At 72.1% G+C, this 15246-nt stretch carries 15 protein-coding genes; 7 read left to right on the forward strand and 8 right to left on the reverse strand.

Annotated features, from left to right (window positions below):
• Positions 1-83 precede the first annotated feature (83 nt).
• Positions 84-1070: an aldo/keto reductase gene (locus tag ACSW7Y_RS05795; protein ID WP_438125378.1), complete on the forward strand. Its 987-nt coding sequence runs from the start codon at positions 84-86 to the stop codon at positions 1068-1070.
• Positions 1071-1190: 120 nt separating this feature from the next.
• Here the strand turns inward: ACSW7Y_RS05795 and ACSW7Y_RS05800 are convergent, their stop codons facing one another.
• Positions 1191-1673 (reverse strand): FBP domain-containing protein, encoded by a 483-nt coding sequence (locus tag ACSW7Y_RS05800; protein WP_438125379.1) that lies wholly within the window; start codon positions 1671-1673, stop codon positions 1191-1193.
• A 233-nt stretch (positions 1674-1906) separates the two neighbouring features.
• Positions 1907-2689, reverse strand: coding sequence for a class I SAM-dependent methyltransferase (locus tag ACSW7Y_RS05805; protein ID WP_438125380.1), 783 nt, complete (start codon positions 2687-2689; stop codon positions 1907-1909).
• Positions 2690-2727: 38 nt separating this feature from the next.
• On the opposite strand from ACSW7Y_RS05805, the gene ACSW7Y_RS05810 reads away from it, so the two are divergent.
• Entirely contained in the window at positions 2728-2949 is a 222-nt protein-coding gene (locus ACSW7Y_RS05810) for a hypothetical protein (protein WP_438125381.1), read from the forward strand.
• Positions 2950-3155: 206 nt separating this feature from the next.
• Here ACSW7Y_RS05810 and ACSW7Y_RS05815 read toward each other — a convergent pair whose 3' ends face one another.
• The 3 genes from ACSW7Y_RS05815 to ACSW7Y_RS05825 form a co-directional block, all read right to left on the reverse strand.
• Positions 3156-4034, reverse strand: coding sequence for a helix-turn-helix transcriptional regulator (locus tag ACSW7Y_RS05815; RefSeq protein ID WP_438125382.1), 879 nt, complete (start codon positions 4032-4034; stop codon positions 3156-3158).
• Positions 4035-4169: 135 nt separating this feature from the next.
• The gene (locus tag ACSW7Y_RS05820; protein ID WP_438125383.1) at positions 4170-5447 is read right to left on the reverse strand and encodes a hemolysin family protein; all 1278 of its coding nucleotides are present in this window, start codon (positions 5445-5447) and stop codon (positions 4170-4172) included.
• Positions 5448-5589: 142 nt separating this feature from the next.
• Complete coding sequence (locus tag ACSW7Y_RS05825) at positions 5590-6666, reverse strand: M23 family metallopeptidase (protein WP_438125384.1); 1077 nt, start codon at positions 6664-6666, stop codon at positions 5590-5592.
• A gap of 140 nt (positions 6667-6806) precedes the next feature.
• Here ACSW7Y_RS05825 and ACSW7Y_RS05830 point away from each other — a divergent pair, with 140 nt between their 5' ends.
• The gene (locus ACSW7Y_RS05830; protein WP_438125385.1) at positions 6807-7301 is read left to right on the forward strand and encodes a hypothetical protein; all 495 of its coding nucleotides are present in this window, start codon (positions 6807-6809) and stop codon (positions 7299-7301) included.
• On the opposite strand, the gene ACSW7Y_RS05835 is transcribed toward ACSW7Y_RS05830, so the two are convergent.
• Positions 7298-8995 carry a cation:proton antiporter gene (locus ACSW7Y_RS05835; protein WP_438125386.1) on the reverse strand — a complete coding sequence of 566 codons (1698 nt, stop codon included), beginning with the start codon at positions 8993-8995 and terminating at the stop codon, positions 7298-7300. The genes ACSW7Y_RS05830 and ACSW7Y_RS05835 overlap by 4 nt on opposite strands.
• Before the next feature lie 27 nt (positions 8996-9022).
• Positions 9023-9391 (reverse strand): hypothetical protein, encoded by a 369-nt coding sequence (locus tag ACSW7Y_RS05840; protein WP_438125387.1) that lies wholly within the window; start codon positions 9389-9391, stop codon positions 9023-9025.
• Positions 9392-9592: 201 nt separating this feature from the next.
• On the opposite strand from ACSW7Y_RS05840, the gene ACSW7Y_RS05845 reads away from it, so the two are divergent.
• The gene (locus ACSW7Y_RS05845) at positions 9593-11803 is read left to right on the forward strand and encodes an NADP-dependent isocitrate dehydrogenase (RefSeq protein ID WP_438125393.1); all 2211 of its coding nucleotides are present in this window, start codon (positions 9593-9595) and stop codon (positions 11801-11803) included.
• A 250-nt stretch (positions 11804-12053) separates the two neighbouring features.
• Here ACSW7Y_RS05845 and ACSW7Y_RS05850 read toward each other — a convergent pair whose 3' ends face one another.
• Complete coding sequence (locus tag ACSW7Y_RS05850) at positions 12054-12509, reverse strand: DUF3817 domain-containing protein (protein ID WP_438125388.1); 456 nt, start codon at positions 12507-12509, stop codon at positions 12054-12056.
• Positions 12510-12623: 114 nt separating this feature from the next.
• Here ACSW7Y_RS05850 and ACSW7Y_RS05855 point away from each other — a divergent pair, with 114 nt between their 5' ends.
• The 3 genes from ACSW7Y_RS05855 to ACSW7Y_RS05865 form a co-directional block, all read left to right on the forward strand.
• Positions 12624-13778 (forward strand): Gfo/Idh/MocA family protein, encoded by a 1155-nt coding sequence (locus tag ACSW7Y_RS05855; RefSeq protein ID WP_438125389.1) that lies wholly within the window; start codon positions 12624-12626, stop codon positions 13776-13778.
• Positions 13775-14542, forward strand: a complete 768-nt coding sequence (locus tag ACSW7Y_RS05860) for a ThuA domain-containing protein (RefSeq protein ID WP_438125390.1) — start codon at positions 13775-13777, stop codon at positions 14540-14542. Before ACSW7Y_RS05855 ends, ACSW7Y_RS05860 begins: the two co-directional genes overlap by 4 nt.
• On the forward strand, positions 14539-15246 hold a 708-nt coding region (locus ACSW7Y_RS05865; protein WP_438125391.1), incomplete at its 3' end, for a GAF domain-containing protein. The genes ACSW7Y_RS05860 and ACSW7Y_RS05865, both read left to right, overlap by 4 nt.

Below are 15246 nucleotides of genomic sequence, written 5' to 3' on the forward strand. Positions count from 1 at the left end.
AGGAACCGCACCAGCGCGTCCCCACCTGGGCGGGCACCGTCAGTGCCTCCCTCCAAACGCGGATCGGCGAGTAGACCGGACCCATGCAGACACGCAAGCTCGCAGACCTCGAGGTCGGGCCGATCGGCCTCGGCACCATGGGCATGAGCGCCTTCTACTCCGGCGCCGGCTCCGACGACGACGAGTCGATCCGCACGATCCACCGCGCGATCGACCTGGGCGTCACCCTGTTCGACACCGCCGAGGCGTACGGCCCGTACACGAACGAGGAGCTCCTCCGCCGCGCGCTCGCCGACCGCCGCGACGACGTCGTCATCGCGACGAAGTTCGGGTTGATCACGCACACCGCGGGCGAGGCCACTCCGGCGACCGAGCGCGGGATCAGCTCCGCCCCCGAGTCCGTCCGGGAGGCGCTCGAGGGCTCCCTCCGCCGCCTCGGCACGGACCACATCGACCTCTACTACCAGCACCGCGTCGACCCGGCCGTCCCGATCGAGGAGGTCATCGGACAGCTCGCCGGGTTCGTCGAGGAGGGGAAGATCCGTCACATCGGGCTCTCCGAGGCGTCGGCGGCGACGATCCGCAAGGCCCACGCCGTGCACCCGATCACGGCCCTCCAGAGCGAGTACTCGCTGTGGACGCGCGACCCCGAGGGCGAGGTGCTCGACACCCTCCGCGAGCTCGGCATCGGTCTCGTGCCGTACTCCCCGCTCGGCCGCGGCTTCCTCACGGGCGCGATCACCAGCCCGTCCGACCTGGACGACGACGACTTCCGCCGCGCGAACCCGCGCTTCGCGGAAGAGGCGTTCGCGCAGAACATGCGGATCGTCGACTCCGTGAAGGAGATCGCCGACGAGGTCGGCGGGACGCCCGCACAGGTCGCGCTGGCGTGGCTCCTCGCGCAGGGCGACGACGTCGTGCCGATCCCGGGGACGAAGCGGGTCAGCCGCCTCGAGGAGAACGTCGGTGCGACGTCGATCACGCTCTCGCCGGACCAGCTCACGCGGCTCTCGTCGCTGCCCGTGCCCACGGGTGACCGCTACCCCGACATGTCCTCGATCGGTCGCTGACACGACGGACGCGCGTCGCTGACGCGACGGACGCGCATCGCCGACGCGACCACCTGACGGACTGGAGGCCCGTGGCACGCTCGCCACGGGCCTCCCGACCGTCTCGTGGTCGCGTTCGGACTAGACCTCCGCGGCGAACGACGCCGCGCGGAGCTGCAGGTCCTCGATCCGCTGGAGCCGTGCGGCCTCCACGTCGTAGCCCTCGTAGGCGGGCGGCGGCAGCTTGCGGACGTTCCGCGAGCACTGGAAGTCCTGGCAGACGAGCGTGCCGACGGTGTTGCCGTTCCGACCGGCCTTCCCGGACCGCTTGGCGCTGTAGAACACGACGTCGTTCGGCAGCTTGACGTCCTGGCACCACGAGCACTGCGCGCGGTTGCGGGGCGAGGCCTCGGCCTGCCGGAACAGGATCCCGACGAGCTCGCCCTCGAGGGTGGGGACGACGGCGTAGGCGCGACGACCGATCCTCGGGTCACGCCAGCCGAGGTAGTCGAGCGCCTCCCAGTCGATGGTCTCGAAGTCCTCGGGGAGGGTGATGTCGCCGGTCTCCTTGCGGGAGGCGTTGACGAACGACGTGCGGATGGTCTTCTCGCTGACGGGCAGCATGGTGTGTCGCTCTCGACGGGCCCGGGGCACGCGGTCGCGCGCCGCGCCGGGCGGAGGGGATCAGGGGTCGGTGACGGCGGCCGCACCGCACGGTGCGACCGGGGGCGTCACGCCCTGATGCCGGCGCTCTGCGCGCCGACCACCTCCTGGAAGCTCACCCGACCAGCCTACGACGACGTGTCAAGCCGGGCGTGTCGGAGTCGTTGCGCCGTCGGGAGTCCCGCTCGTCGGTGTCATGCCGAGACGGGCGTCGCGCGCAGCAGCACGAGGGACCCGTCGTACGAGGGCCGGACCCGGAGCGAGCCGTGCCGACGGTCCCACTCGCCGGACTCGAGCGCGTCCCGCAGTGCCGCGACCGACCGCCGCGCGGTGATCTCGTCCACGAACGACCACGCCGAGTTCGCCAGCCGCGCCCCGGGGTCGAGGAGTCGTTCGGGCCGGGCGTAGTACGCCTCCGAGAAGCCGTCGACGCACGTGAAGGGGATCGGCAGGCGGGTGGTCTCGACCTCGCCGCCGAGTGCCGCCGCGATCCGGTCGAGAGCGGGGTAGCGGCGTGCCTCGGTCGCCATCACCTCGGGGGCGTACTCGGCCAGCCAGTAGTCCTGCACGCGGTCGGGGTCGCACGTCAGGACGACGACCGGTCCCCGGGTGACCCGTCGCACCTCGGCCAGCCCGCGCTCGAGGTCGCCCCACTGGTGCACCGAGAACGTCGTCATCGCGGCGTCGAACGTGTCGTCCGCGAACGGGAGGTCCTCCGCGGTAGCGTCGATCGCCGGCGGCAGGGTGTCCGGGCGCTGCGCGCGCATGGCGGCCGAGGGCTCGACCGCGGTGACCTCGCGGTCGGTCGGCTCGTAGGAGCCGGCACCCGCGCCGACGTTGAGCACGGTCCGGGCGTCGCCGAGGGCCTTGGTGATCGCCCGTGCGAACGACGGTTCCGGGCGACGCCAGCGGCGGTACTCGTGGCCGATCACGGCGTAGTCGGCGTCACCGGCGGATCCGTCCGAGGTCCTCGTCACGGCCCCAGCCTACGGACCGCCGCTGCTACGCTCGCCGGATGTTCTCCGGGGGATTCGCCGTCGTCACCGTCGTGTACCTGCTCGTCGTGCTCGCTGCACTCGTGCTGGGTGTCGCGCTCATCGTGCTCGTGTTCGCGGGGATCCGGGTGTTGCGGCTCTCGGCGGTCGAACGTGCGCTGCGCATCGAGCGCCTCCGGCTGGAGAACGCCGGCCTGCTCGACGGACTGGACGACGACGAGCCGGGGCCGCCCGCCGCGTAGTGCGCCTGGGCCGGCTCGATGTCGTCGGCTCGCTGTCGTCGGACGACAGATCCGACGTCGTACGACGACGGCGCTGTCGTTCCGGCGCGCCTGCAATGTCCCGCGCGTGCAACGAACGACGTGACCGATGTCGCACGACAGCGGCGCCGTCGTTCGGCAGCGACGTCGCCGCGGCCCGCCGCCCGACGCGCGACCCCACGTGCGGGCTACACCGCGGCGGACCGCTCCGAACGCTCCGTGGCCGCCCAGGTCCCGAGGAGCGCGAGGTTCCGCTCCGACTCGCTCCCGAGCTCGGCCCCGTACGTGAACATCGTCAGCCCGGGGTCCGCGACGAGGTCGAGCGCCTCGTACGTCAGCTCGAGCCGGCCGACGACCGGGTGCTCGATGCGCTTCCGGCCCGTGCGGTGCGACCGGACGTCGTGCGCCGCCCACCACGTGCGGAACTCCTCGCTCCTGGTCGAGAGCTCCCCGACGAGCGTCACGAGTCCGGGTTCGCACGGGTTCGCGACGGCCGCGGCACGGAGGATCGCCACCGCGTCCCGCGCGGTCTGGGCCCAGTCGGGGAAGAACTCGCGGGCGGCCGGGTCGAGGAACGTGAACCGTGCGGTGTTCACCGGTCGACCGGGCCCTGCGAACATCGGCGAGTACAGCGCCCGACCGAGCTCGTTCGTCGCGACGACGTCACCGCGCTCGTTGCGCACCCACGCCGGTGCACCGGTGATCGCGTCGAGGAGCTGCTGCACGCCCGGTCGCACGCGGGTCGGGACGTTCCGGTGCATGGTCTTCACCCCGGCGTTCGCCAGGCGGGCGAGGTCCCACAGGTGCGTGCGCTCGTCGTCGTCGAGCCGGAGGGCTGCCGCGAGACCGTCGAGCACGCTGTCGGAGACGCCCTTGAGGGTCCCCCGCTCGAGTCGCGTGTAGTAGTCGACGCTCACCCCGGCGAGCATCGCCACCTCGTGCCGTCGCAGGCCCGGGACCCGTCGGACTCCCCCACCGAACGTCGGCATGCCGACCTGGTCCGGGGTGAGTCGCGCCCGTCGTGAGGACAGGAAGTCCTGGATCTCCTTGCGCACGTCGATACCCATGCGCGCAAGGCTACGTGGCGGAACCGGTACCGGGACAGGTACCGGGAGGGCCTGCCTCGGTACCGGGTCCGCACGGATCGGACGGGAGGCCCGTGGCGGCGCCGCCATGGGCCTCCCGTCCGCTGGTGGTCGCGACTAGAGCGCGCGTTCCCGCGCGACCAGGCGCACGCGCGCCACGCGGTGTCCGTCCATCTCGGTGACCTCGATCGACCAGTCGTCGAGCTCCACCACGTCCCCGACGACGGGGACGCGGTCGAGGTGCACCTGCACGAGCCCACCGACGGTCTCGTAGTCGCCGTCGGGCAGGACCGGCCCGCCGTCGGCCGCGAGGTCCTCGAGGACGAGCGAGCCGTCGACACCGTCGGCACCGGCCGACACGGCGTCCGGCTCGGCGGTGTCCCACTCGTCCTTGATGCGACCGACGAGGTCCTCGAGCAGGGCCTCGAGCGTCACCATGCCCGCGCTGCCGCCGTACTCGTCGACGACGAGCGCGATCTGGTGGCCGTCGGTGCGCATCTGGGCGATCGCGCTCGACAGCGACTTCGTCTCCGGCATCGCCAGGACCGGCCGGACGAGCGTCGCGAGCGGTGCCTCGGGGTCGGCGGGGCGGAGGAGGTCTCGGAGGTGCACGAAGCCCGTGACGTGGTCGCGCGAGCCCGAGGTCACCAGGTACCGGGAGTGCCCGGCGTCGAGCGCGTGGTCGGTCGCCTGGCGGACGGAGAGGTCGGCGTCCATGGTCGAGACGTCGTACCACGGGCGCATCGACTCGCGGAGGGTGCGGTCCCCGGCGTCGAGAGCGCTGCGGGCGATCTGCCGGCCCTGCGCGTCGATGGCGTCGTGCTCGGCGACGAGGTCACGGAGCTCCTCGGTGCTCATCGACTCGCTGCGCGCGTTCGGGTCGCCGCCGAGCAGTCGCACGATCGCGTTCGTCGTGCTGGACAGCACCCAGATGACCGGGCGCATGAGGGTCGCGAACCGGTCGAGCGGCGGGGCCACGATCATCGAGAAGCCCTCGGCGCGCTGGAGGGCCAGGCGCTTCGGGACGAGCTCGCCGAACACCAGCGACAGGTAGGCGATGACGAGGGTGAGCAGCACGAGGGCGACGGCCTCGGCGGCTCCACGCTCGAGGCCGAGGCCCTGCAGCAGCGGGGCGATGTCGGGTGCGATCGTCGAGGCGCCGTACGCGGCCGAGAAGAACCCGGCGACGGTGACACCGATCTGCACCGCGGAGAGGAAGCGGTTCGGGTCGCGGCTGAGCTGGGCGACGCGTGCACCGCGCGGCCCCTTGCGTTCGAGCTGCTGCAGCTGCGACTCGCGGAGGGAGACGAGGGCGATCTCGGCGGCGGCGAACACACCGCCGACGAGCACGAAGAGGATGACGAGCCCGAAGGCGATCCAGGTGTCGGCGCCCATCAGCGGGTGGTCCGCTCAGGTCGGGGCGGAACCGGTCGCGATCGGGCGCTGGGCCTGTGACAGTCGTCCATGCCTGTGAGCCTGCACAGGGGTTCTGGGAGTCGGCCCCGCGGTGACTGCGGGGGTGCTGTGGATCGGCTGCCTAGGCGGTGATCGGGCGTCCGGTGTGGGCTTCCAGCCACGCGGCGGGGTCGATCGGGGTGACGCCGTCGAGGAGCACCTCGAGGTGCAGGTGCGCTCCGGTCGAGACGCCCGAGTTGCCCACCTGGCCGATGAACTCGCCGGCCTCGACGGTGTCGCCGACCTTCAGCGGGGTCGATCCCGGGATCATGTGGCCGTACAGCGTGGCGACCTTGCGCCCGTCGATCACGTGGTCGATCACCACTGCGGTGCCGTAGTTGAAGTACGTGCCGGCGACGCGGACCGTGCCCTTCGCGATCGCGCCGATCGGGGTCCCGAGCCCGGGGGTGAAGTCGAGCCCTTCGTGCAGCGACGAGCACGCTCCGCACGGTGCCGAGCGGTAGCCGAAACCGGAGCTCATCTGCACCGGCCCCGGGAACGGCGAGCGGACCTCGCCCCCGAACGACACGGAGCCGCTCGCGGTGGCCTGCTCCTTCGTCGTCGAGCCGCCGCCGATCGTGAAGCCGTCACGTGCAGGGTCGGCGAGGGCGGCGAGCTGCGTGACCGAGTAGTCCTGACCGACGACGCTCGGGGCGAGGGTCGCGGTGGCGATCGACGTGCCGGAGGCGGCGTGTGCCGGGGTCGCGGAGGCGGCGAAGAGCACGAAGGCGGCGAGGGCGCTGGTGAGGGTGACGCGGCTCGCGCGGTTCGCCGACCGCAGCGGGTTGACCCGGGAGCGCAGCGGGCGTCGCGGCTGCGCGGCTGCAGACGCCGTGACCGTGCGGGCGGCGCGCGTCGGGCCTGTGGCATCGCGGTCGACCCGGCGGATGCGGGCCTCGCTGTGTGCGGTTCCGGCGTGCTCCGTGGTGGCCCGTGCGGCGGCGACCCCGCGACCGCTCGCCACCCCGCGACCGGTGTCGGCCGGGCGGTCGGTGGTGACCGCGCGCTCGGTCGTGACCGCACGATCGGCGACGACCGCCCGACCGGTCCGGCGCGGTTGCTTGCGGGCCGCGGCGCGCTCGGCCTCGAGGGCTGCGCGGCGCGACAGGTGCACGACCGGGGTCTCCGGGTGCTGGTCTGGGTGGGGTGCAGTCGTCATGGCCGCCCACCATTCTGCACGACTCTGTTCGTTTGTACAGACCCCAGTGTGATCATTCCGTTACCGGACGCACCCCGACGGCACGACTTCCCGTGTCGATCAGTACTGTCCGAGGAGAGCGACCGGAAGGACCGGAACCGATGGCCCGAACGCCGCGTGAACGCCACGAACCGATCGACCTGCGCTCCGCCGAGGTCGTCCTCGCCGGCACCCAGGAACTGCTGCCCGTGCTGCGCTCCGCCGCGGTCCGTGCCGGGGTCGACGCCACGAAGATGCGGGTCGTCGGCGTCGACGACCTCCCGGATCCGAGCGAGACCGGCGACGCCGAACTCGCCGTGATCGCGATCCGCCGCCCCGGCGACGACCCCGCGTTCCACCGGGCGCACGAGGCCGCGGAGCTCATCGACCCGCTGCTCGCGCCGAACGCGGTGCGCATCGTCGTGACGGTGTCGGGTGTGACCCGGCTCGCGCCGAAGGTCGAGCGCACGCTGACGTCCGAGGTGCTGCACCAGATCGGCGCCGCGGCCGCGCCGACCGGACGCAACCGGCCGTTCCGGAACCTCCGGATGCGCCTCGGGCTCGCGGCGCTGAAGACCTCGGGTGTCCGGGTGTTCCGGATCACCATCGGCCACTAGGACGCTGGCGCTCCGCGGAGCTCGAGCGCGATCTGCTCGGCGTCGAGGTTCTGCAGCATCGCCTCGAGGACCTCGGCGTCGAACGTCCCGTCGTCGCGGGCGTCGAGGATCGCGCGCCGCTGCGCCTCGAGCACCGCGAGCCGTCGGGCCTTCTCGCGACCCATCCACGCGCGGAGTTCGGTCGGGTCCGCTGCCTCGAGTTCCTCCCGTCGGGCCGGGGGCTCCTCGCGCGCCGACGCGACGGACTCGGACGCCGCGCGCATGAGCTCGATCAGCCGTCGTCGTTCCGCGGCGTCGGAGGCGCTCGTGTCCGGGGACGGCTCCGCGATCCGCCGGAGGAGCGGCCCGATGGTGCCGCCCTGGAGGACGAGCGACAGCACCGCGACGGCGAACGCGATGAGGACGAGGAGTGCGTGCTGCGGCGTGGTCTCGGGCTCGAGCGTCTGCGCGGCCGCGACCGTCACCGCACCGCGCATGCCGGCCCAGACGACCGTGGTGCCCTCACGCCAGCCGAGCGGGGCGCGACGGTAGTAGGCGATGTCGGCCAGCATTCGCCGGAGCCGCACGGTGAAGCGGTCGAGCTCGCGCTCCGACGGCTGCCGGTTGCCGGGCCGGTGCTCACGGATCATCTCGCTGATGGCGTCACGGTCCTCGGTGCGGCCCATCTCGCCGACGCGTTCCTCCATCCGGGCGCCACGACGTGCGCTCACCGACAGGGCGGCGAGCAGGGGGACCACGTACGCCGCGCGGACGACGAGTGTCAGCACGAGGGCACCGACCGCGATGAGGACCGCGGGACCGATGCCCACGTGCTCGACCCGCACGTCACGGAGGATCCCGGAGAGCTGCAGTCCCATCGTCAGGAAGACCGCGCCCTCCAGCACGAGCTCGATCGTCCGCCAGTTCTGCGCGTCGGACAGCCGGTGCGACGGCGGGAGCCTCCGCGGCCCGACGATGCCCGTGAACAACCCCGCCACCACGGCCGCGACGAGCCCTGATCCGCCGAGGACCTCCGTCGGGACCGCTGCGACGAACGGGACGGCGAACGAGAGTGCCGTGTTGATCGCCGGACTCGACACGCGGCGCCGCACGGCCACGTTCGCCCAGCCGACGAGCCAGCCGACGACCGCCGCGAGTGCGACGGCCCACGCGAAGTCGCCGAGCGCCCCCCAGAACGAGAACGACGCCGCAGCGGCCGCGATCGCCGTGCGGAGCAGCACCAGCGCGGTCGCGTCGTTGAGCAGGGACTCCCCGTCCAGGATCGACACGACGCGGCGGGACACCGAGGTCTGCTTGACGATCGACGTCGCCACCGCGTCGGTGGGGCTGACGATCGCCCCGAGTGCGATGCCCCACCAGATCCCGATGCCCGGGACCACCCAGGCGAAGAACAGCCCGAGGACGACCGAGCTCGCGACGACGAGCAGCACCGACAGGCCGCTGATCGCGCCGAACTCGCGCCGGAAGTTCATCGACGGCATCGACACCGCGGACGAGTAGAGGAGCGGTGGGAGCACCCCCGCGAGGATCCACTCGGGGTCGATCCGGACGTCCGGCACCCACGGTACGAGGCTCGCCGCGATGCCGACCGCGACGAGCACGAGCGGTGCCGCGACGCCGATGCGCGGGCCGAGCACGGCCGCACCGGCGATGGCGAGCAGGGCGATGACGCCCACGACGAGGAGTTCGGTCACGCACCCAGGGTGGCACCGAACGGCCCGTCAGTCGCCGTCCGGGGCCGTGCTGTGGACGGCAGAGGCGTCCACCCGGTGCTGTGCAGGAGCGGTGTGCGCGACCGCAGCGACGCTCCCCACTGCGAGCACGAGCGCGAGCGTTCCTGCAGCACACGCCGTCCCGATCCGGCGCAGTCGTGAGCCGGTCCGGCGCTGCCGTGGTGCGAACCGGGCGATCCCCCGCGTCGGCTCCGGTCCGACGAGCCACGGGCCCGAGCCGTCGACGTCGTGGGAGAAGGGCCCGGAGCCGTCCGGTGCGTACCGGTACGGCCCGCTGCCGTCCACCGCGTAGGCCGAGCGGAGGTCCTCCTCCGTCCACCCGAAGTCCTCGGGGGTCCGTCGTCGTGTCGTCGTCACGGTCTGCTCCTCCCACCGCGGCGGTGGTGCCGCGGGAGACCAGTCGACGCTTCGTCCCCAAGGGGCGGCCATGTGCCTCCCGGATGTCAGACGGATGTTCGCTGGGAGGTGACCCGACCAGGTATCTTGACATCGAGACATCCCGCGCTTGCGAGTAGCGTGGGGCGTACCGACGGCATGAACAAGGGAGTACCCGCCAGCATGGCCAAGATCATCTACACGCTCACGGACGAGGCGCCGTTCCTGGCGACCCACTCCTTCCTCCCGATCATCCAGGCCTTCGCCGGCACCGCCGGTGTCGACGTGGAGACCCGCGACATCTCGCTCTCCGGCCGGATCATCGCGCAGTTCCCGGAGCGGCTCACCGACGAGCAGCGCCTGGACGACGCCCTCACCGAGCTCGGGGAGCTCGCGAAGACCCCCGAGGCGAACATCATCAAGCTGCCGAACATCTCGGCGTCGATCCCGCAGCTCAAGGCCGCGATCAAGGAACTGCAGTCGCAGGGCTACGACCTGCCGGACTACCCCGACGAGCCGAGCACCGACGAGGAACGCGACGTCCGCGCACGGTACGACCGCACCAAGGGCAGCGCCGTCAACCCGGTCCTGCGCGAGGGCAACTCCGACCGCCGCGCGCCCCTCTCGGTCAAGAACTACGCGCGCAAGCACCCGCACCGCATGGGCGCCTGGTCGTCCGACTCGAAGACGAACGTCGTGACGATGGGCAAGGACGACTTCCGGTCGAACGAGCAGTCCTGGATCGCCCCGGCCGACGACACCCTGACCATCGAGTTCGTGGGTGCGGACGGCGCGAGCACCGTGCTCAAGCAGTCGATCCCCGTCCTCGCGGGCGAGGTGATCGACGGCACCGTCCTGCACGTCCGCGCACTCGAGGCCTTCCTGCAGGACCAGATCGCCGCGGCGCAGGAGCAGGGCGTCCTGTTCTCCGTGCACCTCAAGGCCACGATGATGAAGGTCTCCGACCCGATCATCTTCGGCCACGTCATCCGCGCGTTCTTCCCGACCGTGTTCGAGCGCTTCGGCGCCGACCTCGCCGCCGCCGGCCTCAACCCGAACGACGGTCTCGGCTCGATCCTCGCCGCGCTCGACGCCGTGCCGAACGGAGCCGAGATCAAGCGGGCGTTCGACGAGGGCCTCGACGCGGGTCCCGAGCTCGCCATGGTCGACTCGGACAAGGGCACCACGAACCTGCACGTCCCGAGCGACGTCATCGTCGACGCCTCGATGCCGGCGATGATCCGCACCTCCGGCCACATGTGGGGCCCGGACGGCGAGGAGCACGACACCCTCGCGGTGATCCCGGACTCCAGCTACGCCGGGATCTACCAGACCGTCATCGAGGACTGCCGCGCGAACGGCGCCTTCGACCCGGCCACCATGGGCTCCGTGCCGAACGTGGGCCTCATGGCGCAGAAGGCCGAGGAGTACGGCTCGCACGACAAGACCTTCGAGCTCCCCGCGGCCGGCCGTGTCCGCGTCGTCACGAGCGGCGGCGAGACCGTCATCGAGCACGAGGTCGAGGCCGGTGACATCTGGCGTGCGTGCCAGACCAAGGACGTCGCGATCCGCGACTGGGTGAAGCTCGCGGTGACGCGTGCCCGTGCCTCGGCGACGCCGGCGGTCTTCTGGCTCGACGAGACGCGTGCACACGACGCGAACCTCATCGGCCTGGTGAAGACGTACCTCGGCGAGCACGACACGGACGGCCTGCAGATCGAGATCATGTCGCCCGAGGACGCCATGGCCTTCTCGCTCGAGCGCATCCGTCGCGGCGAGGACACCATCTCGGTCACGGGCAACGTGCTCCGCGACTACCTCACCGACCTCTTCCCGATCATGGAGCTCGGCACCTCGGCGAAGATGCTCTCCGTCGTCCCGCTGCTCGGCGGCGGCGGCCTGTTCGAGACCGGTGCCGGTGGCTCCGCTCCGAAGCACGTGCAGCAGCTCGTCGAGCAGAACTACCTGCGGTGGGACTCCCTCGGCGAGTTCCTCGCGCTCGCGGTGTCGTTCGAGCACCTCGCCGGCGTGACGGGCAACCAGCGCGCGAAGATCCTCGGCGAGACGCTCGACCGGGCCACCGGGACCTTCCTCGACGAGAACAAGTCCCCGGGGCGCAAGCTCGGCTCGATCGACAACCGAGGCAGCCACTACTACCTCGCGAAGTACTGGGCCGAGGAACTCGCGTCGCAGACCGACGACGCGGAGCTCGCGGCGGCGTTCGCGGACGTGGCCGCTCGCCTCGGGGCGGACGAGTCGACGATCGTCGACGAGCTGAACGGCGTGCAGGGGCACCCGGCGGACATCGGCGGGTACTACCGTCCCGACGACGCGAAGACCGGCGCGGTGATGCGCCCGTCCGCGACCCTCAACGGGATCCTGGCCGCGCTGTAGGCGCGACCCTGACGGACGGGAGGCCCGGTGCCAGCTGGCACCGGGCCTCCCGTCCGTCGTCTGGGCGCCTTGGTGCCGGGGCGCGCGCGTCGGGTCCCGAAATACTGCGTTCTCGCGCGCGCACGCGCCGTCGATCGGAACCTCGGCGAACTCGAGCGGCGAGTCCTGGAACCTCGGCGGCGGGCGTCACCGGTCGCGGGTGCGCGCACACGGCGCTCGACGCGCATCCCGGCGCACTGGCGTGCCCGCGTCAGCTGCGCGCGGGCACCGGCGGGCCGACGACGAGCAGGCCGGAGAACACGAGCGCGACCGCCACGACGCCGATCGCCACCGAGAGCACCGGACGCCGCACCACGAAGAACAGCAGGCGGTCCCAGAAGCCCGCGCGTCCCTCCGCCGATCGCCGCCACGGGCCGTCGAGCATCCCGCGACGGGCGACCGCGACCTCGAACGGCGCGGTGGCGTACGGCACGACGGCGCTGGCCCATCCGAGCACGAGCGCTCCGAACGACCAGCGCTGGTTCACCGCGACGACCGTCGTGACGACGAGGTACGCCAGGAACACGAAGCCGTGCACGCCGCCGCCGATGCGCACGCCCCAGTCGCCAGCGTCGAGCCCGTACTTCAGCACCATCCCGGCGATGAGCAGGGTCCAGGTCACGAGTTCGGCGACCGCGGCCGCACGGAACAGGGATCGGGGAGTCATGCGGACATCGTGACGCGTGGTCCCCGACAGGAGCCCGACACCGTGCACCGACCGACAGCCCGACACGCCGCCGGTCGTATCGATTCGACCCGCGTCCCGACTAGCGTTGTCGTCATGTCGACGACGACACCGACCACGACCACGACGGACACCACGACCACCGACACCTCCACGCCGACCCTCCGAGTCGGGGTGATCGGCCTGGGCTTCGCGGGTACCACGCACCTCGACGCCTACACGGCGATCCGCGGCGCCGAGGTGATCGCCCTCGCCGGTCAGGAGACCGACCGGCTGCAGGAGCTCGCCGACTCCCGCGGCGTGCCGCACCGGTACGCGGACTGGCAGGACCTCGTCGCCCGCGACGACCTCGACATCGTGTCGATCGGCGTCCCGAACGCCCTGCACCACCCGATCGCGGTGGCCGCGCTCGAGTCCGGCAAGCACGTCTTCTGCGAGAAGCCGCTCGCCACGACGGGCGACCAGGCGCAGGAGATGGTCGACGCCGCCGTGCGCAACGACCGGGTGCTCGAGGTCGCCTACAACCACCGCCGCCGGGCCGACGTGCAGTTCCTCGGCAACCACCTCGCGCAGCGCGACGCCGACGGACACGGGCCGCTCGGCCACGTCTACCACGCGCGGGCGAGCTGGCTCCGTCGCGCGGGCATCCCCGGCATCCGCAGCTGGTTCGCGAACAAGGAGACCGCGGGCGGAGGGCCGCTCATCGACCTCGGTTCGCACGTCCTCGACATCGCCCTGCACCTGCTCGGCGAGCCCCGCGTGGTGACCGCGAGCGCCGTGGCGTACAACGAGCTCGGCAGCGCGGGTCGTGGCGGCAGCGACCGCGACCCGGTGTCCGCCGCCACGGGGCGCCCCTTCGACGTCGAGGACTTCGCGAGCGCCCTGCTCCGGTTCGAGGACGGGTCGAGCCTGCAGCTCCAGGCGAGCTGGGCCAGCTACTCGAAGGACGTCGAGGACATCGAGGTCGAGCTGCTCGGCTCGACCGGCGGCGCGCGACTGTTCGTCCGCGACTACGCGACCGAGGGCACCGTGACGCTGTACTCCGACGAGCAGGGCGTGCCGACGGTCACCCGGCCGGGCGTGCGCGTCCCCGCGGGGCACCACCAGCGCGTCATCGAGGAGTTCCTCGCCACGATCCGCTCCGGGGCCCACGAGGGGCACCACGGGGAGTTCGCCCTGCACCGCAGCCGTGTCGTCGACGCGATCTACGCGTCCGCTGCTGCGGGTCGAGAGATGGAGGTCACCGCATGAGCAAGGACGCACCCAGGATCGTCGTCTGGAACGAGAACGTGCACGAGAGCCGCGGCGACGCCACGGTCATCGGGCACTACCCCGACGGCATGCACGCCGTCATCGCGGCCGGGCTCCGCGAGCTCGTGCCGGACGCCGACGTGTCCACCGCGACGCTGCAGGAGCCCGAGCACGGTCTCACCGCCGAACGCCTGGCGCAGACGGACGTGCTGTTCTGGTGGGGCCACGCCGCCCACGAGGAGGTCTCGGACGAGGTCGTGCAGCGCGTGGTCGACGCCGTGCACGCCGGCATGGGGCTCGTGGTGCTGCACTCCGGCCACTACTCGAAGCCCTTCAAGCGCCTGATGGGGACCACGTGCTCGTTGAAGTGGCGCAACGACGGGCAGGACCGCGAGCTCGTCTGGACGATCGCCCCGGACCACCCCATCGCCGAGGGTGTCCCGCACCCGATCGTCATCGACCAGCAGGAGATGTACGGCGAGTTCTTCGACATCCCGCGCCCCGACGAGGAGGTCTTCCTCTCCACGTTCTCCGGCGGCGAGGTCTTCCGCTCCGGAGTCGCGTACCGTCGCGGCCTCGGCCGGGTGTTCTACTTCTCCCCAGGCGACCAGGAGTACCCGGTGTACCACCACCCGGACATCCAGCGCGTCCTCGCGAACGCCGCGAAGTGGGCCGCTCCGGTGTCCGCGCGCAGCGAGCTGACGGCCGACCCCCACCCTCGGGACTGGTTCACGGCGGAGGGTGCGGGTAGACAGGGCGTGTGACGCAGTCCCCCACCGCTCTCCCGCTCGACCCCGCCGCACGGCGGACCGCCGTCGTCGAGGCACTCGGCGTGCTCGGCAGCGGTCCCGAGGAGCGCTTCGACCGGATCACCCGGATGACGCAGGAGGCCTTCGGCGTCCCGCTGACGTTCCTCAACCTCGTGCACCACGACGTCGTCACCACGCAGTCGACGTTCGGTTGGCAGCAGGGGACGAGCGTGCCGGCGTCGGAGCAGTTCTGCGCGACGACGGTCCTCACGCCGGAACCGATGGTGATCCCCGACACCACGCTCGACCCGCGCTTCGCCGCCACGGCCGCGGTCGCCGAGCACGGGATACGCTTCTACGCCGGTGCTCCCCTGACGATGCTCGACGGCACGCGGGTCGGCACGCTCTGCGTCATGGACGCCCAGCCGCGCGAGTTCGGCGCCGAGGACGTGGCCCTGCTCCGCGACCTCGCGCGGTGGGCGGAGCGCGAACTCGGGTACGCGATCGACCGGCGGCGGGTCCGACGGGTGCTCGACGGCCTCGCCCCCGAACCCGTCGAGGTGCCGGGGTACACCGTCGCGACGACGACCGTGCGGCCGGACGACGGGGGCGGCGACGTCGTCGACCAGCGGCTCGCAGCGGACGGCGCGCTGCACCTGACGGTCGGCACCGTGGCCGCCGGCCGGGCGTCGGCGCTCCTCGCCTCCGCGGCCCGGGGG

Origin of the sequence: Curtobacterium flaccumfaciens (assembly GCF_051548005.1) — a bacterium.
GTDB lineage: Bacteria > Actinomycetota > Actinomycetes > Actinomycetales > Microbacteriaceae > Curtobacterium.